The sequence below is a fragment of the Lactobacillus sp. wkB8 genome (assembly GCF_000761135.1).
In the GTDB taxonomy this organism is placed as follows: Bacteria; Bacillota; Bacilli; order Lactobacillales; family Lactobacillaceae; genus Lactobacillus; species Lactobacillus helsingborgensis.
In genome coordinates this window covers 184,028-208,359 of sequence record NZ_CP009531.1, presented here as the reverse complement: position 1 = coordinate 208,359, position 24,332 = coordinate 184,028, and the positions used below count along the sequence as shown (strand labels likewise).

Genomic DNA, 24,332 nt, shown 5'->3' with positions numbered 1-24,332 from the left:
GTTTAGCCTTCGAATATTTCTTTGATTTTAGCGACTGTCTTTTCTTTGCCGATACCTGTTAAAAGTGATTGCCCTAAAATTACGGGGACATCACCAATATCAGCGGAAATCATTGTCGAAGACACTATCAAATCTGGCCTTCTACTAGCTACTTTTGCTGGTATATCAGCGACAGTACACTGGACTATCTCAAAGGGAATTTTCAAGTCCGATACAATATCAGTTACTTTCTTGTTTAAAATTGTTGATGTGGCTATCCCTGTACCACAACAAACATATAATAATTTCTTTTTCATAATTGTTCTCCCAGTATTTAATTGACCAAAAGCTAACTCCTTAGAGTTTTCGATAGATAGCAGTTAATAAATCATATTCAGACTGGTAACTATTCTTTTTGTTAAAAAACAAAACATCATAACTACCGCTTGAGGAGCTAAGTGTTTGTACCCAAAGCTCATTTCTAGTTGGTACTAGCAACCAAAAACTCATTGCCATTTTATGCTTAAGCCATAACTCATAAATTTGCCCAAGAGCCAAATCTCGATTCTTTAATACAACTTTTTCAATCTCCTTAGGAACATAAAAAAGATAAATAATGTGAGCATACATTAGTAAAAAGCCGTAAATTAGGAAGCCAATTGCATAAAATATTCGGTTTGTTGAAATATTATGGATGATTCCTTTGCCCAGATTGCCCAAAAAAAGATCATTAAGCGCCTTTACAAAATTTATCAATTTACTTTTCCTTTCATTAACGTTAATTTTTCTATATAATTTTTTTAGAAACCGATTTCAAAATTAATTGTAATGACACTATTTTTCATAAGCAATACGTTTCACGTATTATGATTTTTGTTCACTTTTTTTGATTATTTTGTTCATACTTAGTCATCAAAATTAGTAAATTAGTTGTGAATGGAGGATAAATTTTGTATAAAGATAGTAGATTGCAACAAATTATGAATATTCTTAATTCGGTTGGAAAAATTAAAACGTCAGAACTAGCCACTAAAATTTATGTTAGTCAGTCAACCCTGCGGCGGGACTTGGTCTTACTGGAAAAGCAAAACATGATTAGCAGGAAGTTTGGCTATGTCAGCTTATTAGGCAAGACAAACTTAGAGTTTCCTTATTCCGTGCGTGAACAAGAGAATGTTAAGGGCAAGAAATACATTTGTGAAAAAGCAGCTTCTTTTATTACCAACAATATGGCTGTATTTTTGGATTCAAGTTCTACCACCAGCTTTATTCCAGACTACTTATTTAGAAAGAATAAGCTGGTGTTTATTACCAACGGGCTGCTGCATGCCTATAAATTGAGTAAATTAGAAAATGTGACGTTATATACTTTGGGCGGGCATAACCCCAGAAGTTTCGGAGGAACCGTTGGCAGTGACACGATTGCTCAAATCAATAATTACAATACCAATTTGGCAATTGTTTCTTTTGGCAGCCTGCTAAACGACAGTGTTTATATCACTGACAAGGAGCAGGCCAACTTTCGTTTGGCAATGATTGCCAATGCCAAGGAAAGTTTGCTCCTAATGGATAGCAGCAAGTTTGAACAAAGCGACTTTATTAAAGCAAGTACTTTAAAGATTTTTAAGGCGATCATCTCTGACAAGAAACCGCCTAAAGATACGATCAAGTATTGCAATAAGCATGATATTGAACTTATCTGGTAAATTGCCAATAAAAATAAGCCTTGAAAGATTTAGGTCCTTCAAGACTTATTTTTTCTTTTACCACTCAGTTTTTGCCGGCAAGTATATTTTTAATTAGCGCATACCGCTTATCCCAGTTATTAATGATTAAATTATCGCATTCTTGGTTTAATAAAAAATTGAGCAAATCTGCTTTATCAGGTCGATCTAAAAACAAATATTTTTGCGGAACAACAATTTGGGGTAAAACTGCTCGCAGCTGCTCAAGCGTAATTTTTTTAACAGCACTAGATTTTAAAATCGGAATAATGCAACCATCATCTTTAGGCATAAAATAGTCATAAATTTCAGCATAATCATCATTTTGAATTTCCTGACCAATTTGCGCTAAATTAGCAGCATTATTGCGAATTAGCGGGGCACACTTAATAAATAATTGAATGCCGCCAGCACTGCCAGTAGTATAGACAAAGGCTTGAAAACTATCTTTGAAAAAACTTTTGCGGTATTCAATTATTTTTTGACCAGTTAAAATTTCTTTTACATACTCTTGATGTAGAGATATTAGTAAAGTGGGTAAAAATGGATCATAAACTTCATCTTTTATTTTACTCATTGGCAAAATTCCTTTTCAGCATTTCTTATTATTTCACTACTATGTTCATCATAAATATCTTTATTTAAACAAGCAACTTTATCTAAAAAAGTAATTAGAATAAGCTCGCTCCCTAATTTTGGGCGCAAAAAAAGCGGGTTATACTTCAACTATTGAAGTACAGCCCGCTTTTTCCTAATCAGCTACGCTCTGTGTCTTAACAAATGAGCCTTTGCGGGTTCACCTTTTAACCAAGTCGCAAAGAACGCATAGCCGAAGACCATCAACGCAACTACAGCTGCCAAAATAATCATATTATTATTGTTCAGCGTAATTGTCTGTTCCTCATCTAGCAGATTCTTTGACTCATTAACTTGGTTGCATAATCCAAAGAATAACATGATTAGACTGCTTAGAGTTAGTAAACCATTAATTGCCGTTAAAATTTTCATCTTCGTTAACTTCAAAAAATCATGTCCTTTCTTTCGATTTAAATACCAGCATTATATACCCTTTAAAAATAAATGCAACCCCTTTGCTTAAAATAATTTAAATTTTTTGTTTCTAATATGAATATTATTAGAATTTTATAATTAAATCTTCTAAATCCGAACAAAAAAGAAGTACAAAACTCGTACTCCTTTTTATTGCCATTCACTTGTTAACCATTCTTGCGCTAGTTCAAACCAATGCGCCGCATGCGGATTTTCCTGCCATCTTCTGCCTTTAACCACCATGTCTTTACGTGCCAAAGAAAAACCGTGACCACCACGATTGAAAATATGAACTTCACACGGCACTTCCTTTTCTTGTAAGGCCTCGATATACTCAAACGTATTAGTCACAAGAACAATGGGGTCATCCCAAGCATGAAAAATAAAAGTTGCCGGCGTATTTGCAGTCACACCTAAAGAACTGTCCTTAATAAATTCATCAGCGGGAACTTTATCTTGTTCATCTGCCGGAATATCAAAACCGATCTTGGTCAAATTAATTAAGGGATAGCCCAAAATAGTCTTATTAGGCAGAACTTCTTCACTCTTAAAGCCAAATTCTTGCTGGTATTTGGCAGAATTAGCCATACTGTTGGCAAAACTAGTAACGTGTCCACCGGCTGAAAAGCCGATCGTCACAATTTTTTCAGGGTCAATCTGGTATTCTTGCGCATGTTCACGAAAATACTTAACAGTGGTCAAGACATCAAGACCAGCATCTGGATAAATGTCGCCTTCATCTTGCACCAAGTTATATTCCATCACCACGCTGTTGAAACCGCAATTGTTAAAAGCCAATGCAACCGGCTCGCCTTCTCTTTTTGATAAATGGTCAAAACTACCACCAGGTATTACTATTGCGAGGGGATGTTTGGGAGTCACCAATTCGCCAATTGATCCCAATGTATATGTATGCAGCTGGAATTTGCGCTGGTTAAAATTAGTTAACGTTAGATCATTTACTTTCATCTTTTTGCCCCACTTTTATCATATTCTTCGCCAAAAATGTTGTTGTTAATGGTACTGTTAATAATACACCAATTAAAGAATACATTATAATCAAAGCTTCATTGACAAACATCTTCTCATTTAATACTTCACCCAAAGTGTAATTCAAACGTATGTACCACAAAAATAACGAAAGAAAGCTGCCGAACATCCCAAACAAAATGGTATTCATCGCCGTTCCCAATACGTCATTACCAATTTTAGCACCACTGGCCTTGAGTTCCTCATACGATATTTTCGGATTATGCTTTTTGATTTCGAGCAAACCGGAGCTCATCGCAACGGCAGATTCAGCTACAGCACCCAGTGTGGAAAAGATAGCAACTGCTACTGCAATTAAAGGGTAACTCAATCCCGGCATTTGCGATAAGCCCACCAGAATTTCGCCCGCTTCAGGACCAAGACCGGCAGCTTGTGCCAGCCACTCAAAGCCTAGGATAATTACGCTAACTGCCAGACACACAATTAGTGAGGAATAAAAAGAGTTTTTCGCAACTTGATAATCATGTGTTCCAAGAAAAATTATGGTTACCAGTTTTAGCGGCACAAAAATCAAAATCAGAAGTGGAATATTGATGCCCCAAGAAATTAGAATAGCCACTAAAATTAACAACAATGTGTTGATTAATACGCTGAAAAAACTGCGAATTCCGGTTTCTCCACCAACAATTGTCATTAAAATTGCTAACACAATTAATAAAGCAGTTAACGTACTCATTTTTTATTCCCCGCTTTCCACTTTTTTTCTTCTAAAAATAGCAGGCTGCATCCAGTCGCGAAGACCACTGTCAAAACGATTCCAATCGCGGAAATGACACTTTGGGTAACACCAAGAGAGAGTGTAAAACCGAAAGTGGAGCGCAAACTGTTGTTATCCCGTAAATAAATAATTGTCAGTGGCAGTTCCTCAGACATAAAAATTAATACCAAAACGTTAATCAGTGGCCCCATGATTTCCTGACCCATTGTGCGCCCGCTGTGAACTAATTGCTTGGCAGTTAAGTCTGCCTTAGTCTGAACTAGTTCGTAAAGACTGGAAATGATATCGGTGGCCTCATCCATTACCGCTCCTAAAATACCTAATAAGGTTTGTGCTAAAAAGATACCTCGTGGATCTTGGGTGGCATAATCTCCAGTTTCATATTTAATTTCCGATTCCCCTGTCAGACGCATAATTAAATAGCATAGTGCAAAAGAAACGAAGGTGCCTAGAATAGTCGCGAGCCAAGTTGCCAACATTTTGCGGTTAAAGCCCTGAACGACCAATAAACTAAAGAAGGAGAAGACAATATCGGCTAAGCCAAACAGCAAGACAATATAAGAACCATTCAGCTTAATATCGAGCATGATCACGAGGTAGAAAATTACCCAGCTAAGTATCATTGAAGCTATTAAACTCAAAGATTTCTTACCTGAAACTGCCACTAATAGCGTAGACATCACAGTCATTGCTAAAACTAATACCCAATCACGCTTAGGGTCTTGGATGATCGGCTCGCCATGTTTGATATTAACAAATAATCGCTGACCGGCACGGAACTTCTGGGTGACTAATTGTGACGGATAATACATATTGGTAGTTTTGTATGTCTGACCCTTAAATTTTCCTGACAAGACCTTTAAATGAAGAACTTGCTTTCTGGTTTCGTCTTTGTTGCCATAGACATCGGTACTTTTTTCTTCTAAAGCATCCTTAATTTGACTATCGGTCACTACGGCTACATCATTTTTAGAATAAATATCTGTCGCAAAGTAGGTGCAAGTGGTTAAAATTAAACCCACGACTGCAATTAATACCGCAAATAAGTAGCGCTTCTTAATTTTTTTCAATCAAAATCATTCCCATCAATTTATACTTACCTACTGTAACTTAAAAGCAGTCAATATAAATAAATTTTTAGTTAAATTTGCAAAATTTAACTATTATAAAAAACGACTTTTGGTTAAAAGTCGTTTTCAATTATTACATATCTAAGAACCGCTGCCACCAATGTGTCTTTTCCGGTTCCACCTGCATATCTGCTAAAGTGCGGTGAGCATTGGCGTTCGCACTCTTTTCCGCATTTTCCTTTGCCTTGGCCAAGATTTCCTCATGCATCTGCTCACTTGACTTTCCTTCATCCTGCGCTACTTGAGCCCGCTTTTCAGCCGCAGTTAGCGGTTTAGTTGCCGGCATTTCTTGCACATCCGTGATAGGATCATCAGTCACAATTCCCGAAATATCCGGTAACACACTAAAATCTTCTGCAGCACCACTTGTTTTGGCAGCAGGCTGTTCTAATTGCTCCTGCTTTTTGAGCAGCTCTTTATTCTGTTCTTCAATTTGGTTTAACTGTTTTTGCAGATTGTTAAGAGCCGTATTTTGCTGGCCAATCGTTTGCTGCAAAGCGTTCAGCAATTTCACCATTTGGGAAGTGGACATTACTTCTTGTTTTTTGCCACTTTCCTTTCTCTTAATCCGTTCATTTTTGTCAGTAACTGCAAAAATTTGCTGTGCGGCTTCCTGCAAGGTTAAGCCGTTATCCTGAGCCAATTGGTGAAAATCTTCCAAATCACGCACATTTTGCTTACTGTATAAGCGGGCATTTTGCTTAGTACGTGCATAATAATCGGGTTTACCGGTAATTTTCTCTACAATTAAAGAATATTTGCGTAAAGTAGCCACACTAATGTGCAATCTCTTAGCCGTTGCAGCCGGTGCGGTTAATTCTTCAAAATTATGCTTATCTTCACTCATCAGATATACTCCCTAGCACAATTAAATTAACCAATCTTATGTAACAAGTTTTTCTTATGGTTAAAACGCTCTTGGGCTTTCTCAATCAAGCTGGTAATTAATTCAGAATATGAAATACCTGCTTCTTCAAAAAGTTTAGGATACATACTTATATTGGTAAAGCCGGGTAAAGCGTTCACTTCAGTTAAGATGATCTTATTATCGCTGGCACGCAGTGTGGAGTCAACACGAGCTAACCCACTACATTCTGTGACTTGGTAAACTTTTAGGGCATTAGCTCTAACTTTATCTACAATTTCTTGAGGTAATTTGGCAGGAATCTGCAAGGTAGTAGTGGAATCATCATCATATTTATTTTCATAACTGTAGAAAGTACCAGCTGCATTAATAATTTGTCCGACACCGGAAACAATTGGTTGATCATTACCTAAAACCGCAGTCTCAACTTCGGTACCGTGAATAGTTTCCTCAATTAAAACTTTATCATCATATCTAAAAGCATCGGCTAGAGCATCATCAAACTCCTCTTTGTTAGTAACATGATGAACCCCAACTGAAGAACCTTGGTTTGACGGCTTAACAAAGAGGTCGCTACCAAGTTTAGCACTGACCTTGTCATAGTCCCGCTTGGCATTAGCAGCGTCTTCATATTCAAACCGCTTAATCGCGATCCAGTCAGCTACAGGAACGCCGACGCGTTGTGCTAAAATTTTGGTAAATTCCTTATCCATTGTCACAGCCGAAGCTAACACATCATCACCGACAAAAGGCTTATTTAAAATGCGGAATAGCCCTTGCAAACAACCGTCTTCACCTAAATTGCCGTGTACAATCGGAAAGAAAACATCAATTTCCGGTAAATTCTTTAATTGAATTAAATTTGAAATGTTGGCAACTTCATGAGGATTTTCAATGGTATATTTAGGATTTTTTAAGACTTTAAAAGAGTCTTCTTCACTTGCTAAATAGCCGTCGTTAGTAATCCAAATTGGATGCACATCGAATTTATCTTGGTCGATGGCATTATAAATATTATGGCCAGACATAATTGATACTTCATATTCGGATGAATTACCACCAAAAATTAAACCAACTTGTGTTTTCTTAGTCATTATTTTTACCTCTTAGTCATTGTTTCTAACTTTTAATTATACGGCAAGAAAACCCGAAGAATTGTAAATTAGACAATTTTTTAGGAATATTTTTTATTATAAGCAAAAAGTCTTGCATAAAGCAAAATCATATCCCCAAAATTTATACTATATTAAAAATCGTTATCTGAATCCCAAGTGATTTCATAAAGTTTATTGATCTTTGTTGGGTGTTTGTCCGGAGCAGCTGGGACAAAAGACTGATGATAAGCTACAGTCAGGTAAACATCATTCGTACTAGCTAGTTGTAAGCCCTCCAGTTCTGTATAATAGCCGGGAATTTCTAGCTTGTTTGCACCAGCTAAGTCAACTAATTCCCAAGCCTGAGGATCAACTGCTGCCCAAGGAATTTTAATAATCTTTCTATCCCGACCTAACCTATCATCTGCAAATTGGCTGGAAAGATAGATATCACGGTTATTACTAATAGCAAAGCCTTGCAGCGAACCAACTAACCCACCATGACCAGAAAAATTGGGCGCTTTAAATGCAGCAATGCAATTTATCGTTCTAATATCAACATGTTTGGTTGTAGTTACAGCATGATCAAGAGCATTATTAATATCAGTTAGATAATAAAGCGCAAAATAGCCGGTGTAGTCATTATCGCCATAAGCTACTAAAAAGTAGCGCAGATCAGGTGACACAGCGACTTCTACACGTGCAAACTGCTCTCCAGAGCAGCTGATGCCCAAATCTGCTCCTGCATAATTCAAATTTGATAATCGCTGCTGCATTTTGGTATTGGCAGCAATTTTAAAATAATGCGGCATTTTGATACGTGCGACTTGCTTAGACCATGTCGACCAACTTTGATTTAAATCATTCGGTTTGGTGCCTATAAACCATTGACCAGATCTGCCGGCAAATTCCAATGTTTGTGTATGTCCTGCTGCTGAACCGGTTAAATGTAAAACTGGTATCTTTTTATTAAAAGCAGCATTAATGTTATTTTGCCCGCGATAAACCAGAGTATCACCCGCAACGCGCTGCATAGCATAGAGTTTGCCATCATTGATACTGGTTTTTTGCACTACTACCTGTCGCAAGTCCTGGTCTACTGGTCCAGTGACCCCGTCCCAGTCATCTAAATTAGCTGTTAAAGTGATACTGATATTTTTTGCTAGTCGCATACCTTCACTGTTAGTCAAAATCTTTTCCTTATAAAAGTTCTTTACAAAAAGCCATTCAAATTATTAAATATAACTATCATTTGGTAATTTACACATACCTATTTTTATTTTGCCCTATAATTAGTGTTAAAGAAAGGAGAGCATCTTTAAATGTTCAAAAAAATATATACTGCCCTCTTATGTTTGCTTTTCTTTTTTCCTTTTAGCAATACACAAACATACGCTGCGGAACTCACACCAAGTGAAGCGAGCAAGATAAACAAGCTGCAACAGGAATACGCGCAGCTTGATAAAACTGCTTTTAACTTTAATAACCTTTATTTAACTAAACCCCATTTTAAAACCAAATTTAAGCAGGGTGTGCTTGTACCTGCATATCTCACTAGTCAATTGGCGTACACAAACTATTACCGCGAATTGTTTGGGTTAAATCCGGTAAATGAAAACTCGGAGGACAATATTGCCGCGCAAAAAACCGCAGCTGTTTTAGCTGCCTTAAATGCTAACCCGATGATTAACCAGCATAATTTACCTCATGATAAGCGTCCCAAATTGATTAGCAAAGATACTTGGCAACTTGCTCGTAACACATCTAATCAAGCAAATCTTAATTTCAATACCACTGACCAATCTGCAGGAGAAGTTATCACTGATTTATTGACTGACCGCTATAACTTAGGCGGAGCAGACACCGGTCATCGTGCTTGGCTGCTATCAACGCGCTTAACTACAACTGGTATCGGTGCGGCTTATGGTACGAACGGCTACCGTTATTCTGTGCAAAAAGTATTCAATCCGGTTGACGTTTTCCGCTCTCCGAGCCAAGAAATGGTCACATATCCTAGTGCTGGCGTTTTCCCTATTGAACTTTTAGCAGGTGAAAATATTGCCTGGTCAGTTTATCTTTCTAGCCGTCATTTTGAGGGAACGCCAACCATTACTATTACCGATAAAGATAATGGTGAAACTTATCAAGCAAAAAACGTACACAATTATAGTAAGACCGGTTACGGCAACTTTGAAACGATTATTACCTATTATCCTGGATCAATGCCGCTAATAGTTGGCCATGAATATGAAGTAAAAATCACGGGCTTAATCAGTTATAGTTTTAAACTGTTTCAACTTGCAACTAAATAGATCAATATAAAAAACCGCGAAGTTAATTCTTCGCGGTTTTTTAATGTATTACTTTAAACTGAGCACATTTTTAAATGTAATTGGCTACGGCTGCCAATAAATCATTTTCATTATTGACAATGGTACCATTAAGTTTAATTAGACCCGTAGTATACAAGTTAACGTAGTGAAACTGGTTTTCAGCAATCTGGGTCAAAGCCTGCAACTTTTCTTGATTATCAGCGCCCTGCTGACGTGTATCTGTGTACAAGCCAATTATCGGAATTTCTTTTGCATAAGCGACGCCTATTTCACTGGCAACACCGTTATCAATGCTAAGCCCATCAAGCACCGCAATCATTAAATCACTATTAACCAACTTCTCGGTATCTGCTTGAGCAATCATTTTAGAATCAGCATACGCTTGTTTATCATTGATTGACGCGTTTTCTTGGGGCAAATATAAATCAATTGCATCATCAATTTGACGAATTTTAGCAGCCAATTGCGCATTATAATTAATTTCTGCCTGTGAAAACAGAGCATTAGCAAAATAAATTTTCATTTGAACTTCCTTTGGCAAGCAATGATAAGTTGCTTCTTTGACACCTAAATTGCCTAATTATTTGGCGAGCTGATTTCCCACGGAATTGCACTCAGGATATAAAGAATGACACCTGCAATGACAAAATCGAGGAAAATACTACTACCGATCTCTAAGACATAGCCCAATACAGCCAAGCCTTCGACATCAAATATGACAGGAATAATAGCTAATATTCCCGCACTTAGCATTAGCCAAAATCCTGCCCACATCCCAGATGCGGTAACTTCATGGGTCAGCATTTTTGAATTAAGCAATAACTTCATATCACTAATCAGTGAGTGCAAACTAATAAATGCCATGACTAGTATAATTACGTTAACGATTAACAAAATAAATGCAATATTGCCTCCCAAAGTGATCGTGTTCAGATTAAAAGCATCCTTCACGTCAAAGGGAGCATTATTTGCTTGCTCTTTTAATTTGTGTTGTACTAGTTGCGCATCACTAGAAGAATCCTGGTCAATATTTAATTCAATATCATGCAAAATTTGTTTAGCTAAATTCATGTTATTAAATTTAAACCAGGGAGTACCCAACGTGTAATCAATAATATGATCAGCAATCGGCTGCGTTTGCTTAGTAGTTAGCAGGTTGGCACTACCATTTTTATTAGCACCAATTATTTCCGCTAATGTATCAAAATGCTTATTAACCTGTCTAACCACTACAGCTTCGTTACTACTGTTTCTAATTTGTCCCTTCATAAAAAAGGGATTAAGGAAAGTCGCGGTAATCATGGTTAGCGATACAATCAGAAAGATAATAAAGGACAAAGCTTTTTTATATTGACTGCTTTGTTCTTCGCTCATTCTGTGCAAACCATTGCGCGCGCCATTTGCCATATTTTTCCTTCCTAACAGACAATCTCCTTGTCTTCATCAAACATTGTATCTATTGCATGATGAATGGTCTTGATATCAGTAGATTCAATGATATCATGACCCTCTTTGAGCGCCTTTTCAATAGTTTTTCTTGAGCAATGCAGAAAACTGTACATAAATGATTCTGTACCATAATCTGCTATTTCTTCAGGAGAAACTTCATATTTCCTATTATCATAATAAAGACGACTAATACCGGTCACTACAAAGGCAATTCCCATTCGTACTTCTTTAGGTTGAAAGTCAAGATGGTCAAATAGTTGTTTTTCTTTTAACCAATCATTGATTGTTTGACTCCAAAAGTCGAGTGATTCATTACTCTTGAATACCTCTGTAATGATCCGCTTAAGACCTTCATCATAAATTCCCAACATTTCAATTGCATAAATAAAGGCTTTGGTGCGGGCACATACTTCGTCCTCTTTAGTAGCACTAAATTTTTGCACTTGCTTGTCTAACGTATTGAGAATGTTGCGGACAACATCTGCAATTAAGCCAGATTTATGTGGATAATAAGATTGCAGCAAAGATTTAGAAATCCCCGATTTTTCTGCAATCATTTGAAACGAAACGCTATCCATTCCGTTTTCTCTGATTAAGTGAAAAGTATTACTTAAAATAGTACGTCTTCTTTTATAATTTTTACGTCGTGCCATAATGTTTTCTCAGCTCCTATACATTTTGCTTTAATTATACCAATGATATAGAATAAATAAACAAAAAGGCACTGGTATATTATTAGCTTATAGATTTAACTATTTTAATTACGTACAAAAAGTAAGCCATTTATCATGTGATTATTTCAAATCACTTTCACTTAATGAGTGCATTGAGCGGTCATTATATACATAATTAATTCCCCGCGCTAAAAGCAAATCTACTGAGATACGAACCATTCTATCTGGATAATGGCTGTGTTTAATTGTATCTGTTACTACGATTTGTTCAATTGGTAATTCATTCAGAACTTCCAGTGCATTTTGTGAGAGCAGTGCGTGCGTTGCAGCAACATAAACCTTTTTAGCACCCGCTGCTAAAACTGATTTGGTTGAAGAAGAAATACGTGAACCAGTGTCAATCAGGTCATCAACAATAATACATTTCTTGTCCTTCACATCACCAATCATGCTATGCACATCAGCATCGTAACGAGCCCTGCGCTGATCTACAATTGCAATTGGAGCGTCAAAGAATTGCCCAAAATTACGAGCCAGCTTAGCACCAGAATGGTCTGGTGAAACAACTACAATATCGTCTTCTTCCTTAGTAGCTATACCATTATCAATAAAGTATTGTGCTAATAACGGCATAGCATGTAAGTGGTCAACCGGAACATTGTAAAAACCTTGGATTTGCGAAGCGTGTAAATCCAGTGCGATTAAGTGATCCATACCAGTAATTTGCAACAAATTAGCTACCAGTTTAGCAGTAATTGGTTCCCGCGAACGTGTTTTGGTATCTGAGCGCGAATATGCTAAATATGGCACCACTACGTTTATCCGATGAGCTGACGCGCGGTGTAAAGCATCTAAAACAATTTCCAGTTCCATAAAGTTTTCATTTACAGGGTCTTGAATTGATTGAATAACGAAAACGTCGCATCCCCTGACACTTTCACCAATATTGACTTGAATTTCGCCGTCACTGAAATGCTGCACAGCAGTTTCGATTAACGGTTTTTTCAAAATTTGCGCAATTTTTTCATTTAAAGCGGGATTTCCGCCTAACCCAATCAGCTTCATTGGGTGCATTAACTGAAGAAGTTCTTCCTTGTTCATAGCTACCTCGTTTATTTAAAATACAATCTTTGCATGTCTATTATAACCAAAAAAGTCCCTAGTGCCTAGCAAAGTAATAAATTGAAAAAAAGCCGAAAGTAGTTTTCGGCTTTTTTTATTCAAGTTTCTATTTTAAATTTTAGTAATCTATTTAAAAAAATCTTCCATTAAGTTCAGTAATTTGAAGCTCTTAACGGCATAACTGTCATGCTTTTGTCTAGGCATAACGAGAAGCTGACCCTGAGGGATAATTTGGCTGTACCATCTAACGTGTTCAACTTTAACCCAGTCTTTTTCTCCTACAACACAATAGGTTGGAATTTTGATTGCCTTCAAGCTGTCGACCGACATAAAACTTTCTGACAGTTCTACCTTACTATCGCGGTTCATCCGCAAGAAACGCAGAAACCCTTCAGTCAGATAATGATATGACCTAATACCGTTGCCATTGACAAAGACACCGGCTACCATCAATTTTTGAAACACAGTTTGATCTTGACTGGCAAGCATCATTGCCACCAAACCACCGGCATCAAAGCCAAAGCAATAGCACCCTCTGATATTTACCTGATTAATAAAAGCAGACAGATCTTCAACTTCTGTTTGATAGTGTTCTGCTGCTTCTCCCTGGCTCAATCCGTGCCCTCTCATGTCCAGTACATAAACAGTGTAATAAAGAGATAGCGGTGCAACAATCTGGTCAAACATGCCACCATCTAAATGGTGCCCATGCAGTAACAAAAGCGGGGCACCTTTACCTAATTTACTATAATAAAGCTCATTACCATTAACTTTTACTCTCATCTCTGGTCTCTTTCACTAGCCTCTATTAACTTTTGTTCAGAACCATTTTCTTTTCTATGCTCTTGCCATAGACTGCGGACAATAGTTTTAGCAACAATATAATTTGCCTTAAAATTGTCGGGTATCATTTTTAAGTTGAAGTGGTGAACCATACTGTCTTTACGCTGCCAGTAATGGTAGATAGGAGTACTATCGCAATAAAAGCCCTCGGTCAGTGCCAAGTATTGTACGTTAAAAATCTGATCCTCCATAAAGGCTAAGTCTTTCATGAAATGCAAATGATTTTGCCGTACAACTGATAACTTATAGCCTTTGTTCCAAGTATAGCCCTTTACTGGGGTAGCTAAGCAATGATTATCACATAAAGAGCCAAAAGGATTGCTGATTAACTGGTATGTTCGCGCTTTACCTTTCATTCCCCGTACTTCTTTTTTAGTTACAGGAACTGAACCTTGTTTATTTTCATAATCAAGCCAAAAGCCACAAGAAACCATCGCTGCATCAGGATGATCGTGAAAGGCACGGACAAAAAAGGCAGTATAACCGGAATCAACCCAGTCGTCACCATCATGAAATGTAAAATAAGGCGTATCAACGTTGGCAATGCCTACATTGCGGGCATCAGACAAGCCGCCATTATGTTTATTAATTATTTTAAAGTAACGGAAGCGTTCACGATAGCTCTCAGCTATTTTTCTGGTATTATCCGTTGAACCGTCATTGACAATTAACAATTTGAAATTCGGATCATCTTGTTTAGCTAAATGGTCAAGAGCCCGAGTTAAATATTTTTCAACATTGTAAATTGGCATGATAACTGTTAATTCAGGTTGCTGAATCATAGTTCCCTCCTTCACTTTTGTTATTATACCATCTTAAATCTTAAAAATAACGTAAACTAGGTGGTACATAACCATAATTTAAACTTTTGTTTTAAGTATTTAGTATAATTAGTTCATTCAAAAGGAGTTAATTATTATATGAAAAAAGCAAAAACTTTTTTAACTATTGTTACCATGTTATTTTTAAGTACAATTGTCTGCGGTGCCTTTGAACAGACGGTTAAAGCAGACGACTTGCCTGTTATTTGTTTGGGAACATCCCTGACTGAAACTCAAAAAAGCGGTACTTTAAAAACGCTTAGCAATCCACTAAGCGGCAGCAGCTATCAAACTATAACTATCACAGGTGCCGATCTAGTGAAGTATCTCAACCCTTCTGGTGCTAATTTCACGACCCAATCGGGCGTCTGGTCCAGTGCTATGATCGAAAAAACAGCTGCAGGTAATGGTATTAACGTCCACATTCTTGATTATAACGGGCACAACAACATTACTACCATTACTGCCGACCAATACAAAAATGCGGCTTTAACCGCCGGCATCTCTGATGCCAATATCTACGTTACCAGCGCTGTGCCGATTGATGGCTCCGGTGCTTTAGCCGGTGTTTACGCTGCTTACAGTAAAACTGGCGAAAACTTAAACCAAAGTCAAGTTAATGCTGCTCAAGATGAAATGAACACTTTAAGCAAAATCACTAAAGAAAATAAGGATAAAGACGGCTATAGCGATGCCCAATTAAACAATGCCGTTGCCGGTGCCAAACAGGAAATGGGACAAATCGGCAACAACGTTTCCGATAGTCAAATTCATGACATTGTTACAAACCAAATCAACATCAATCATCTTGGTGATGTGATTAATAATAACCAGAAACAACAGATTATTAACGTTCTCATTGAAGTACGCGATTCTGGCGCTTTAAAAAATCACAAATTTAAAGATCAGGCAGATGCACTTTCAAAAAACATTAAAAAGAATGCCAAAGGCATTTTTGATAAGATCAATACACCAGAAAACCGTAACTGGCTTGAACAAATTTGGCATAATATCACTGCATTCTTCAGCCACCTTTTCAGTGGCTTAATGGTTGCTTAATACTAACTAATTACATTTGATCCATAAACTTATTTAAAGTTTGGTCAACAAATTCATTGCCGCGATTATTGGCATGCCCTTTAGTCCATTCAAATTTGGTCTGAGTAAATTTACTTAATAGTTGGTCAAGTTCTTGCCAGCAACTAAGATTGGCAATCGCTCCCGGAGTAGACTTGGTCCAGCCACGCTTTTTCCAACCTTTAAGCCAGCCTTTGGTGATTGGATTTAAAACGTACTGGGAATCAAGCACAAATAATAACGGCTTGTCGTTAAAACCCATTTCCAGTAATTTTTTAAGGGCTTCAATCAGAGCTGTCAGTTCCATTTTATTATTGGTAGCGCCAAACTCACCATTTGAATTGTAAGTTGACTTAGACTGACCATTTTCTTGCCACTCAATTAAATAGGCCCAAGCTGCCTTGTCTGTTTGACGCACATGACCACCCTTGAAATTGCCGGTATTGCGCGTGCCGCCATCAGTATAAATCGTGGCAAAATAGTTGCTCGCAGCTTTGTTTATTGCTGCAGATTTTGGTGCCTGCTCGGAATTAATAGCAGTTTCATTGCTGCTATTAATTTTTCGGCTTTCTCTTTGGATCTTGGCAATCGCTTCTTGCAAAGTGTCTTCCCCTTTTTGAAAGACCTGATTAACTGTTTCTTTGTCCCAGTTTAAGTATTCTGTGGCATCGGTTATTTTGGCAAAAGATTTAAACTCAGCACCAGAAAAACCATCAACTTGTTTTTTGGCTTCCTCCCACGTGCGATAAACACCTGGTTGGCGGCCCTTTTTGACTGCGTAAAATTTCATATGTTCCCCTATCACTAAATTCTTCTGTCAATGCTAAAATAGAATTAGTTCTATTTTTAAGGTGGTATTATGTTCTTCAATACTAAAAAATACAAGGAAGAAGTAGAGAAAAACCACAAGCGCGACCTCGCAAAAGAACCAAGTAAGATTAGCATGCTTTTTCTTGCTATTTTAGCAACTTTTGCACCCACTCGCGTTTTCTTACGCCTGCATAAAAAAAGAATAGAAGATAATGCCACGGTTGAACCAAAAGAAGGCAACTTTGAGCAGATACCCATTATTTACTTTCACGGGTTTCGCGGCGGTGACTATACTACAAGGGTAATGGTTAAACAGGCACTTGCCGATAAAGGGACTTCGAAATATCTTAAAGTTACCGCAGATTTGTTTGGTAACTTTAAGTTGGAAGGTACTTGGACCGGAGATCGCAATCCGATTGTACAAGTGGTTTTTCGGCAGAGATTGATCGGAGTGTATGCAATCGACTATTATCTCCGTTTTACCCTACCCTTTTTAGCTCAAAGGTACCACTTTTCACACTATTCGGCAATTGCCCACTCTCTGGCTTGCCCTTGTATAGTGCGGACAGAAATGCGTGAATATCGTAAAAAGAATTTTCCCCATCTGGTAAAATGTGCTTTTATAGCCGGACCGTTTGACGGGGTAGTTTATTTAGGAGATATTCCCAATGTGAACGCCTTTAACCAAAAAGGTCGTCCAGCTGTAGTAAATTTGCATTATCTTTACCTCTTACTAAGACGCAAACGGTTCAATCCCAACATTTCTGTGTTAAATATTTACGGCAATGTCTTAGATAACACAAACAGCGACAAGTTTATCTCCGTAACTTCTGCTAAGAGCATCCGTTATATTTTAGCTCCGTATGCTAAGTCATACCATGAAGTTGAAATACGAGGGCAAAAATACGCCGAACACAGCTGGATGCATGATAATCCGTTTGTGATTGATATTATTGATAAATTTATTGGTCTTAAAAAGTAACTTAATTTTTGGAGGAAATACGTGTGATTCTGCTCCGTGACATAGGACGCATCATCATTATTACTAATACTATCTTAGCCTTTTACATCGTCTTTCACAGAAGGCGTTCTGTTTCAACAACTTGGGCTTGGTTGATTATCCTGCTGGTTTTTCCAGTTTTAGGAATGATTATTTACGGCTTTTTCGGGCGGGGAATTTCGCAGGAAAATATTTTTGCGATTAACAAACAGCACCACATTGGTCTGCGCAACGTTCAAAAGTCCATTACTGCGGCTCCCAAAAAGATCAGCACCTCTGACACCTCTAATAAGGCCAAGATGGTAGTACATTTTTTTGACCATGATGGTGAATCACCTTTAAGTAAAAACAATCACGTTAAGCTCTACACCGATGGTGAAATCATGTTTCACGACATGATGCGTGATATTAAAAAAGCCAAGCAATCGGTGAACGTGGAGTTTTACACTTTTTATAATGATGAAATTGGCAATGACTTTCTTGATTTACTAATTAAAAAAGCCCAAGAAGGCGTATCTGTGCGCTTGCTCTATGATGCTTGGGGTTCCATGGGAGCTAACAAAGCTTGGTTTGACCAATTAAGAAAAGCAGGCGGGGTTGTGCTGCCCTTTATTACCTCGCGCAACATGATTACACGGTACCGGATTAACTACCACTTGCACCGTAAAATTGTCGTAGTAGATGGTAAAACCTCTTGGACTGGTGGCTTTAATATCGGTGATCAGTATTTAAGCAGAAAAAAGAAATTTGGCTACTGGCGTGATAGTCAAGTCAGAATTGTTGGTTCAGCGTCATTATTACTGCAAGAGCGTTTTGTCATGGATTGGAATGCTTCTATTCAAAAAGAGAACCAAGTAATCACATTTAACACTATTCTGTTCCCAAATTTGGATGAAAACGACATTCATCGTGGTGACGTGGCAACCCAAATAGTTTCAGATGGGCCAGACAGTTATAATGCTAATATGCGCAATGGGATTATGCGGCTCATGTCGCTGGCTAAAAAAAGGGTTTGGATTCAAACGCCCTACCTAATTCCAGACGATGCGATGTTTGCGACTTTACAGACCATTGCGCGCTCAGGAGTAGATCTCAGAATTATGATTCCTTGTAAACCGGATCACCCCTTCATTTACCGGGCAACGCAGTGGTACGCTAACGAACTATCCCGTTATGGTATCAAAATTTACATTTACAACAAGGGATTTATCCATGCCAAAACCATAGTAGTTGACGATACTTTCTCTACGGTCGGATCTATGAACCAAGATTACCGCTCATACGATCTCAATTTTGAAGATGTTGCCGTTTTTTATGATAAAAATTTCACGCTTGAGGTTGCCAAATCATTTGAAGATGATATGAAAGTTTCATCACTACTAACCCCAGAAGATATTGCCAAACAAGGTCGGTGGCTTAAGATCTTGCAGAGCTTTTCACGGATGCTCTCACCAATTTTATAGTAAGCAAAAAGCCTTCCATTCAGGGAAGGTTTTTAAAGTACAAATTTTTTATTTATTCAGCAAAGTGATAAACAGTTTCAACCGGATAGCGAATTGTCCTTGCTAAAGTTGCTTCAGTTTCATTACTCTTGTCAATAGCAACCAGTTGACGCTGTGATCGTTTCGGCAAACATTTCTTTAAATTCTGAGCGCGGGATTTTGACCGTCTTATCAAAATTCCGAACCGAATGACGATTTTGAACAACATCATTAAAATCATTATTGCGGATAGCAGTCACACTTTCTTAACTAAATTAAGCTTCTTTTACTTTTTGTTACATATTTCACAATATTTTTACAATTTTTAGCAGTATAATAATACTAAAATTTAGTTTGTATGAGAGGCTTAAAAGATGAAAAAATTGGTCAGAGACAAAATTCCAGAATTTGCACATTATGCGACTTATCGTGAACTTGCACCTGCAGAAATTGAGCCGGCTTTAAAGCAAAAATTAATTGAAGAAACTAATGAAGTTCTTGCTGCTAAAACCGAAGAAAACCTTGTTGAAGAACTGGGTGATGTTTATGAGGTAATCTTAGCTTACCTTAAATTCAAAAATGTTGACCAAGAGACCTTTTTAAAGCAAGTTAATAAGAAACGCGCTCTTAAAGGCGGCTTCAGTAAATTTTTGGAAATGAACTGGGAAGAATAATTTGCCATCAAAAAAGACCACGTTAACCGCGTGGTCTTAAAAGATATCCTGTACTTCAATGCGGATATCATGATGAATATGATTTTTTAGTGCTTCAATAATTTGAGCTACACCATAAGAAAAGCGTAAATAATATTGTTTATTCTTCTGGGTTGTCAAGATACAAATTACCTGTTTTTTATTAGGGTTAGGTACTTTGATTAAAGTCACCATCACCACATCCGCGTATGAAATGGTGCGGCGAAAGTAGCCCGACACGACAGCCCTTTTGGGAGCGAACCCCGTAAAGCCGTCTATAATTCCAATCATTAAAAAGATAGCTAAAAAGAAGCTCAGTCCCGGATCACTTTTTTCAATTAGTTGCCAAGTAAAGCCAATCCAAATAAAAATTATTGCCCAAATAATTGAAGAGGAGCGATAATGCCCTTTTAAATCAATGTTTGCCTGCCAGTACCAACTATAGCAAGTATAGCCTAAAAGCAGAGCATCTAAAATAAGATAAAAAATTACCATAGAATTCTCCTCACATTTGTTCATTCTCATTATAACAGACTGGGGCGTTTTGGTTGGATAAAGTAAATGTAACTACATAGTTTTTTAAAATTAATTCAGCAAATTATTTCATAGCTATCTCTTAAAAGAGATTCCAGTTTACGTAAAAAACAAATTTAATACATTAAAAGCTTAAAGCCCGCTAAATAAGCGGCTCTAAGCTTTTTTTATTTGATCAACTTCAATATGCTTTTTAGCAAATTGAGCTAAAAGTTCTTCATCTTGAGAATCAGTAATTAATTGATCAATTTTGTCTGCGGCACAACAAATAAAATTGCTGTACAAGCCCAACTTATCACTAGTAGCCAAGGCAATAATGTTATCAGCAACATCAATCATTTTCTTTTTGACCTGCGCTTCTTGTTGACTATGAAATGATACGCCGTTATCAGGATCCAAATTATGAATGCCGATGACATAGGTATCAATTCTAAACGTTCTCAAGGCATCAAGTGCTTCTACTCCTAAACTGACAGCTGCTCTTTTGGCAAAAATACCGCCCAAAGTAATGATATTAACATTTCTTTTATTTGATAGCTGAATTGCTACATAAGGCGAGTTGGTAATAAACGTAGCAGCAAAATTTTCGGGTATAGCTTGTGCTAAATAATAATTGGTTGTACTGCCATCAATTAATATAACCGTGTCTTCACGCAAAAAAGACAAGGCTTTTTGGGCCAACTGCTTTTTAATCTCGGTTTTAATCGTTAAGCGCTGTTCAAAAGTAGTTACAGGAGGTCCTATGCGGATGGCTCCATTATAAATTCTTTTAATTAGTCCCTTTTGGTCCAGCTCCCGCAGATCACGGCGGATAGTATCTTCTGAGCAGTTAAACTTAGCCACCAATTCAGCTGTAGTAACGTGTTTGTGAAAATTAATTGCCTGAATAATCAGGTTTTGGCGCTCTTTCTTTAACATTAGGCATCCCTAGTTTACGTTTAACGTGTTTATCTTCACTAATTTTAACATATTTTCTTTTTACTAACTTGTTTCAATTTTAGCAGAAAAAATGAGCTTTTTCAGCACATTTTTGCACATTTATGCAATTAATTTGAACAAACATGCAAAAATATATTGATTTTTGCATAAATCGCATATAGAATACAGGTGGTTAATGAAAGCGGTATCTATTTTGACCGAAATATATAGAAAAGGAGATACAGATTATGACTCAACAATGGGTTAGTTTAGAAGGTAAAGTTGCAATCGTTACTGGAGGCAGTATGGGGCTTGGCGAAGCAATGGTTAATGAATTAGCCGCAAATGGGGCTCAAGTAATTTCACTAGATGTTGCCGCAAATGACGCACATAAAAATCAGGCAAATGTTGCAACAATGACTTGTGACGTCTCACATCAAAAAGAAGTTGCAGCGGTTGTCAAACAAATTGTCGACCAATACGGTCACATTGATGTTTTAGTTAATAACGCGGGAGTAAGCAGACCACGTATGTTAGTCGATTATTACGGCACACATCCCGAATATGAACTTAGTGAAGATGACTTTGACTTCATGACCAATATCAATCAAAAAGGCGTGGTTTTCTGTGCCCAAGCTGTTGCACGAGTAATGATCAAACAAAAATCAGGCGTGATCATTAACATGTCTTCTGAAGCAGGTTTAGAAGGATCTAAAGGTCAGAGCTGTTATTCAGGAAACAAGGCAGCAGTCGCAGTTTACACCAAAGCCTGGGCCAAAGAACTAGGTCAATTTAACATCAGAGTAGTTGCTGTGGCACCCGGTGTTAATGAGCGTACGCCAATGAATAATGACGCAGCCTTCAAAGCCTTGGCTTACACCAGAGGACAGGATCCTAATAATATCAGTTCAGACTACAAAGCGATTATTCCTTTGGGTCGTCCCGGAAAAATCAGTGAGATTGCTGATTTAATTACATATTTATCTTCCGACCATGCTTCCTATATTTCTGGCACCACCATTAACATTACAGGAGCTAAATCCACTAGATAGGAGGTGGAGATTATGAACCAAAATAGCAATAGTTCAACCGTTTTAACCAAAATCAGACGTTTTGGCGGCATTATGAGCGCAATGGTCATGCCCAACCTGGGCGCTTTCGTTGGTTGGGGGCTGATGGCTGCTCTTTTCATTCCGCATGGCTGGATGCCTAACAAGGAATTAAATCAGCTGATCGCACCAATCTTGGACTACGTTTTTCCTTTATTAATAGCTTATACAGCAGGATATAACATTCACGGACAAAGAGGTGGCGTCATCGGGCTTTTTGCCAGTATGGGCGTTATCGTGGGTTCAAATATCACAATGATTAGTGGTGCGATGATTATTGGGCCACTAGCAGCTTGGACATTGAAAAAGTTTGACCATGCCGTCGAAAACAAAATCCGACCCGGTTTTGAAATGCTGGTAAATAATTTCAGTTTAGGCATTATCGGGGCATTTTATTGTATTTTAGCGTTTATCACGATTGGGCCCGCAATTAGGGGTTTAATTTCAGTAATTACAGCAGGTGTTAACTGGGCCACTAAGAATAAGGTAATTCCGTTATTGTCTGTCTTCATGGCTCCCGCACAAGTTTTATTTTTAAATAATGTTGTTAATCACGGAATTTTAGCTCCTATCGGTTTTGCACAAGCAGCTAAAGCCGGAAAATCAATTATGTTCTTAGTCGACAGTAACTGTGGACCACTTCTTGGCACTCTGCTCTCAATCTCGATCTTTGGCAAGGGTAAGGCAAAAAATACTGCACCTATGGCAATGTTTATTGCTGGTATCGCTGGAATTGGTGAAGTCTACTTTCCATTTGTGCTGGGAAACCCAATCATGATTTTTGCCACAATGGGTGGTTTGGCAGTTTCCCTTTATCTGCAAGTTATTTTTGGTGGCGGTCTAATCGGTGTAGCATCACCCGGCAGTTTAATCAATATTGCAATTATGACTCCACGTGATGCTATTTTCGCTAATTTAGTTTCAATTGTTGCGGGTTTCCTTGTAGCTGCAGCAATCGGTACGTTTTTACTAAAGGTCTTCCCACCAAAAGAAGATGTTAACCCCACTTTATCCTTCACGGTTGACGATCATGAAGTTAAAACTACAGATGATTTTGTTGTTAAGCCTGCAAAAGGCAAAATTAAGAAAATTATCGTTGCCTGCGATTCCGGAATGGGTTCAAGTGCAATGGGTGCTTCTGTCTTAAAGTTATTATTGCAAAAGGAGAATTTAACGGACATTCAGGTTAAAAATTCTTCTGCCAACCAAATTGATCAAGATGCGGATCTGGTAGTTACACTTGATTCTCTAATTGACCGGGCTAAAGCAAGCAGTAATAACCCGGATACCACTTTTATTCCAATCAATAACTTTCTAAAAGATACTAATTATAAAGAAGTAATTGATTTTGTTAAAAAGCAAAACAGCAGCGGTACAGCAGAAACTCCCGCTAAGGAGCAGGCCAAAAAGCCAGAACTTGATCCTCAAATCTTAAACGTTAACAATATCCGTCTTAATCAAAAATTTGCCAGTGTTGATGATGCCATTAGAGCATCGGGGCAAATATTAGTTGATAACGGCTACGTTACACCAGATTATATCGACCAAATGATTGAAAGAAATCAAGATTTGCCGGTATATATTGGTAACCACGTTGCTGTACCCCATGGTCTTGAAGACACACGGGGTGCAATTAAGAAAACAGGAATATCAATTATTCAAGTTCCTGACGGAGTCAAGTTTGGTAAAAACGAAATTGCTTATGTCCTTTTGGGATTGGCCGGCGAAGGCGATGATCATCTCAATATTCTGAAAGTGATTTCTCAGACTTTAATGGATGAAGCAAATGTAGAAAAAATCAGGACTGCCAAAAGTCCTGAAGAAATTTTAGCAGTATTTGAATAAAAAATTTTATCGGA

27 protein-coding genes are annotated in these 24,332 nt (G+C 37.6%); 8 read left to right on the top strand and 19 right to left on the bottom strand.

The genetic code is table 11. The features are described from left to right. Positions 1–2 precede the first annotated feature (2 nt). Both LACWKB8_RS00985 and LACWKB8_RS00980 read right to left on the bottom strand, forming a co-directional pair. Positions 3–296, bottom strand: coding sequence for a PTS galactitol transporter subunit IIB (locus LACWKB8_RS00985; protein WP_038520903.1), 294 nt, complete (start codon positions 294–296; stop codon positions 3–5). Between the two features lie 40 nt (positions 297–336). Continuing rightward, positions 337–735, bottom strand: coding sequence for a hypothetical protein (locus tag LACWKB8_RS00980; RefSeq protein ID WP_038520900.1), 399 nt, complete (start codon positions 733–735; stop codon positions 337–339). A gap of 194 nt (positions 736–929) precedes the next feature. On the opposite strand from LACWKB8_RS00980, the gene LACWKB8_RS00975 reads away from it, so the two are divergent. Next, complete coding sequence (locus LACWKB8_RS00975) at positions 930–1,685, top strand: DeoR/GlpR family DNA-binding transcription regulator (protein ID WP_038520897.1); 756 nt, start codon at positions 930–932, stop codon at positions 1,683–1,685. 64 nt (positions 1,686–1,749) lie between these two features. On the opposite strand, the gene LACWKB8_RS00970 is transcribed toward LACWKB8_RS00975, so the two are convergent. The 8 genes from LACWKB8_RS00970 to LACWKB8_RS00935 all read right to left on the bottom strand — a co-directional run bounded on the left by LACWKB8_RS00970 (position 1,750) and on the right by LACWKB8_RS00935 (position 8,800). Then, on the bottom strand, positions 1,750–2,280 hold the full coding sequence (locus LACWKB8_RS00970; protein WP_038520894.1) for a hypothetical protein: 531 nt from the start codon (positions 2,278–2,280) through the stop codon (positions 1,750–1,752). Between the two features lie 182 nt (positions 2,281–2,462). Further along, the gene (locus tag LACWKB8_RS00965) at positions 2,463–2,726 is read right to left on the bottom strand and encodes a hypothetical protein (RefSeq protein ID WP_038520892.1); all 264 of its coding nucleotides are present in this window, start codon (positions 2,724–2,726) and stop codon (positions 2,463–2,465) included. A 177-nt stretch (positions 2,727–2,903) separates the two neighbouring features. Further along, on the bottom strand, positions 2,904–3,722 hold the full coding sequence (locus tag LACWKB8_RS00960; protein ID WP_038520889.1) for an alpha/beta hydrolase: 819 nt from the start codon (positions 3,720–3,722) through the stop codon (positions 2,904–2,906). After that, positions 3,709–4,479: a YibE/F family protein gene (locus tag LACWKB8_RS00955; protein WP_038520887.1), complete on the bottom strand. Its 771-nt coding sequence runs from the start codon at positions 4,477–4,479 to the stop codon at positions 3,709–3,711. Before LACWKB8_RS00955 ends, LACWKB8_RS00960 begins: the two co-directional genes overlap by 14 nt. After that, a complete protein-coding gene (locus tag LACWKB8_RS00950; RefSeq protein ID WP_038520885.1) occupies positions 4,476–5,591 on the bottom strand; it encodes a YibE/F family protein in 1,116 nt (371 codons plus the stop codon). Before LACWKB8_RS00950 ends, LACWKB8_RS00955 begins: the two co-directional genes overlap by 4 nt. Positions 5,592–5,724: 133 nt before the next feature. Beyond that, positions 5,725–6,498: a transcriptional regulator gene (locus tag LACWKB8_RS00945; RefSeq protein WP_038520884.1), complete on the bottom strand. Its 774-nt coding sequence runs from the start codon at positions 6,496–6,498 to the stop codon at positions 5,725–5,727. A gap of 26 nt (positions 6,499–6,524) precedes the next feature. After that, positions 6,525–7,610, bottom strand: coding sequence for a D-alanine--D-alanine ligase family protein (locus LACWKB8_RS00940; protein ID WP_038520881.1), 1,086 nt, complete (start codon positions 7,608–7,610; stop codon positions 6,525–6,527). Between the two features lie 152 nt (positions 7,611–7,762). Further along, positions 7,763–8,800 (bottom strand): helveticin J family class III bacteriocin, encoded by a 1,038-nt coding sequence (locus tag LACWKB8_RS00935; RefSeq protein WP_052059617.1) that lies wholly within the window; start codon positions 8,798–8,800, stop codon positions 7,763–7,765. A 132-nt stretch (positions 8,801–8,932) separates the two neighbouring features. Here LACWKB8_RS00935 and LACWKB8_RS00930 point away from each other — a divergent pair, with 132 nt between their 5' ends. Beyond that, complete coding sequence (locus LACWKB8_RS00930; protein WP_052059616.1) at positions 8,933–9,922, top strand: CAP domain-containing protein; 990 nt, start codon at positions 8,933–8,935, stop codon at positions 9,920–9,922. 70 nt (positions 9,923–9,992) lie between these two features. Here the strand turns inward: LACWKB8_RS00930 and LACWKB8_RS00925 are convergent, their stop codons facing one another. From LACWKB8_RS00925 to LACWKB8_RS00900, 6 genes are all read right to left on the bottom strand, one after another. Then, complete coding sequence (locus LACWKB8_RS00925) at positions 9,993–10,466, bottom strand: nucleoside 2-deoxyribosyltransferase (protein ID WP_038520880.1); 474 nt, start codon at positions 10,464–10,466, stop codon at positions 9,993–9,995. Positions 10,467–10,519: 53 nt separating this feature from the next. Next, entirely contained in the window at positions 10,520–11,350 is an 831-nt protein-coding gene (locus tag LACWKB8_RS00920) for a hypothetical protein (protein ID WP_038520878.1), read from the bottom strand. A gap of 11 nt (positions 11,351–11,361) precedes the next feature. Further along, positions 11,362–12,045: a TetR/AcrR family transcriptional regulator gene (locus LACWKB8_RS00915; protein ID WP_038520875.1), complete on the bottom strand. Its 684-nt coding sequence runs from the start codon at positions 12,043–12,045 to the stop codon at positions 11,362–11,364. Positions 12,046–12,186: 141 nt separating this feature from the next. Then, positions 12,187–13,167, bottom strand: a complete 981-nt coding sequence (locus LACWKB8_RS00910) for a ribose-phosphate pyrophosphokinase (RefSeq protein WP_038520871.1) — start codon at positions 13,165–13,167, stop codon at positions 12,187–12,189. Positions 13,168–13,314: 147 nt separating this feature from the next. Further along, positions 13,315–13,971 (bottom strand): alpha/beta fold hydrolase, encoded by a 657-nt coding sequence (locus LACWKB8_RS00905; RefSeq protein WP_038520869.1) that lies wholly within the window; start codon positions 13,969–13,971, stop codon positions 13,315–13,317. Continuing rightward, positions 13,968–14,813, bottom strand: a complete 846-nt coding sequence (locus LACWKB8_RS00900; protein ID WP_038520866.1) for a glycosyltransferase family A protein — start codon at positions 14,811–14,813, stop codon at positions 13,968–13,970. The genes LACWKB8_RS00905 and LACWKB8_RS00900 overlap by 4 nt, the downstream gene beginning before the upstream one ends. Before the next feature lie 138 nt (positions 14,814–14,951). On the opposite strand from LACWKB8_RS00900, the gene LACWKB8_RS00895 reads away from it, so the two are divergent. Continuing rightward, on the top strand, positions 14,952–15,911 hold the full coding sequence (locus LACWKB8_RS00895; protein WP_038520864.1) for a DUF1002 domain-containing protein: 960 nt from the start codon (positions 14,952–14,954) through the stop codon (positions 15,909–15,911). 10 nt (positions 15,912–15,921) lie between these two features. Here the strand turns inward: LACWKB8_RS00895 and LACWKB8_RS00890 are convergent, their stop codons facing one another. Beyond that, a complete protein-coding gene (locus tag LACWKB8_RS00890) occupies positions 15,922–16,719 on the bottom strand; it encodes a ribonuclease H family protein (RefSeq protein ID WP_038520861.1) in 798 nt (265 codons plus the stop codon). A 69-nt stretch (positions 16,720–16,788) separates the two neighbouring features. Between LACWKB8_RS00890 and LACWKB8_RS00885 the strand changes: the two genes are divergently transcribed. From LACWKB8_RS00885 to LACWKB8_RS00870, 3 genes are all read left to right on the top strand, one after another. Further along, on the top strand, positions 16,789–17,721 hold the full coding sequence (locus tag LACWKB8_RS00885; RefSeq protein ID WP_038520858.1) for an alpha/beta hydrolase: 933 nt from the start codon (positions 16,789–16,791) through the stop codon (positions 17,719–17,721). A 17-nt stretch (positions 17,722–17,738) separates the two neighbouring features. Beyond that, entirely contained in the window at positions 17,739–19,202 is a 1,464-nt protein-coding gene (cls, locus tag LACWKB8_RS00880; protein ID WP_371211453.1) for a cardiolipin synthase, read from the top strand. A gap of 392 nt (positions 19,203–19,594) precedes the next feature. Continuing rightward, positions 19,595–19,894 carry a nucleoside triphosphate pyrophosphohydrolase gene (locus LACWKB8_RS00870; protein ID WP_038520849.1) on the top strand — a complete coding sequence of 100 codons (300 nt, stop codon included), beginning with the start codon at positions 19,595–19,597 and terminating at the stop codon, positions 19,892–19,894. 36 nt (positions 19,895–19,930) lie between these two features. On the opposite strand, the gene LACWKB8_RS00865 is transcribed toward LACWKB8_RS00870, so the two are convergent. Continuing rightward, positions 19,931–20,407, bottom strand: coding sequence for a hypothetical protein (locus LACWKB8_RS00865; protein ID WP_038520846.1), 477 nt, complete (start codon positions 20,405–20,407; stop codon positions 19,931–19,933). 195 nt (positions 20,408–20,602) lie between these two features. Further along, positions 20,603–21,364 carry a DeoR/GlpR family DNA-binding transcription regulator gene (locus tag LACWKB8_RS00860; RefSeq protein WP_038520843.1) on the bottom strand — a complete coding sequence of 254 codons (762 nt, stop codon included), beginning with the start codon at positions 21,362–21,364 and terminating at the stop codon, positions 20,603–20,605. Between the two features lie 248 nt (positions 21,365–21,612). Between LACWKB8_RS00860 and LACWKB8_RS00855 the strand changes: the two genes are divergently transcribed. Both LACWKB8_RS00855 and LACWKB8_RS00850 read left to right on the top strand, forming a co-directional pair. After that, the gene (locus LACWKB8_RS00855) at positions 21,613–22,416 is read left to right on the top strand and encodes a sorbitol-6-phosphate dehydrogenase subunit (RefSeq protein ID WP_038520841.1); all 804 of its coding nucleotides are present in this window, start codon (positions 21,613–21,615) and stop codon (positions 22,414–22,416) included. Positions 22,417–22,419: 3 nt separating this feature from the next. Then, entirely contained in the window at positions 22,420–24,318 is a 1,899-nt protein-coding gene (locus tag LACWKB8_RS00850; RefSeq protein WP_371211447.1) for a PTS mannitol transporter subunit IICBA, read from the top strand. Positions 24,319–24,332 lie beyond the last annotated feature (14 nt).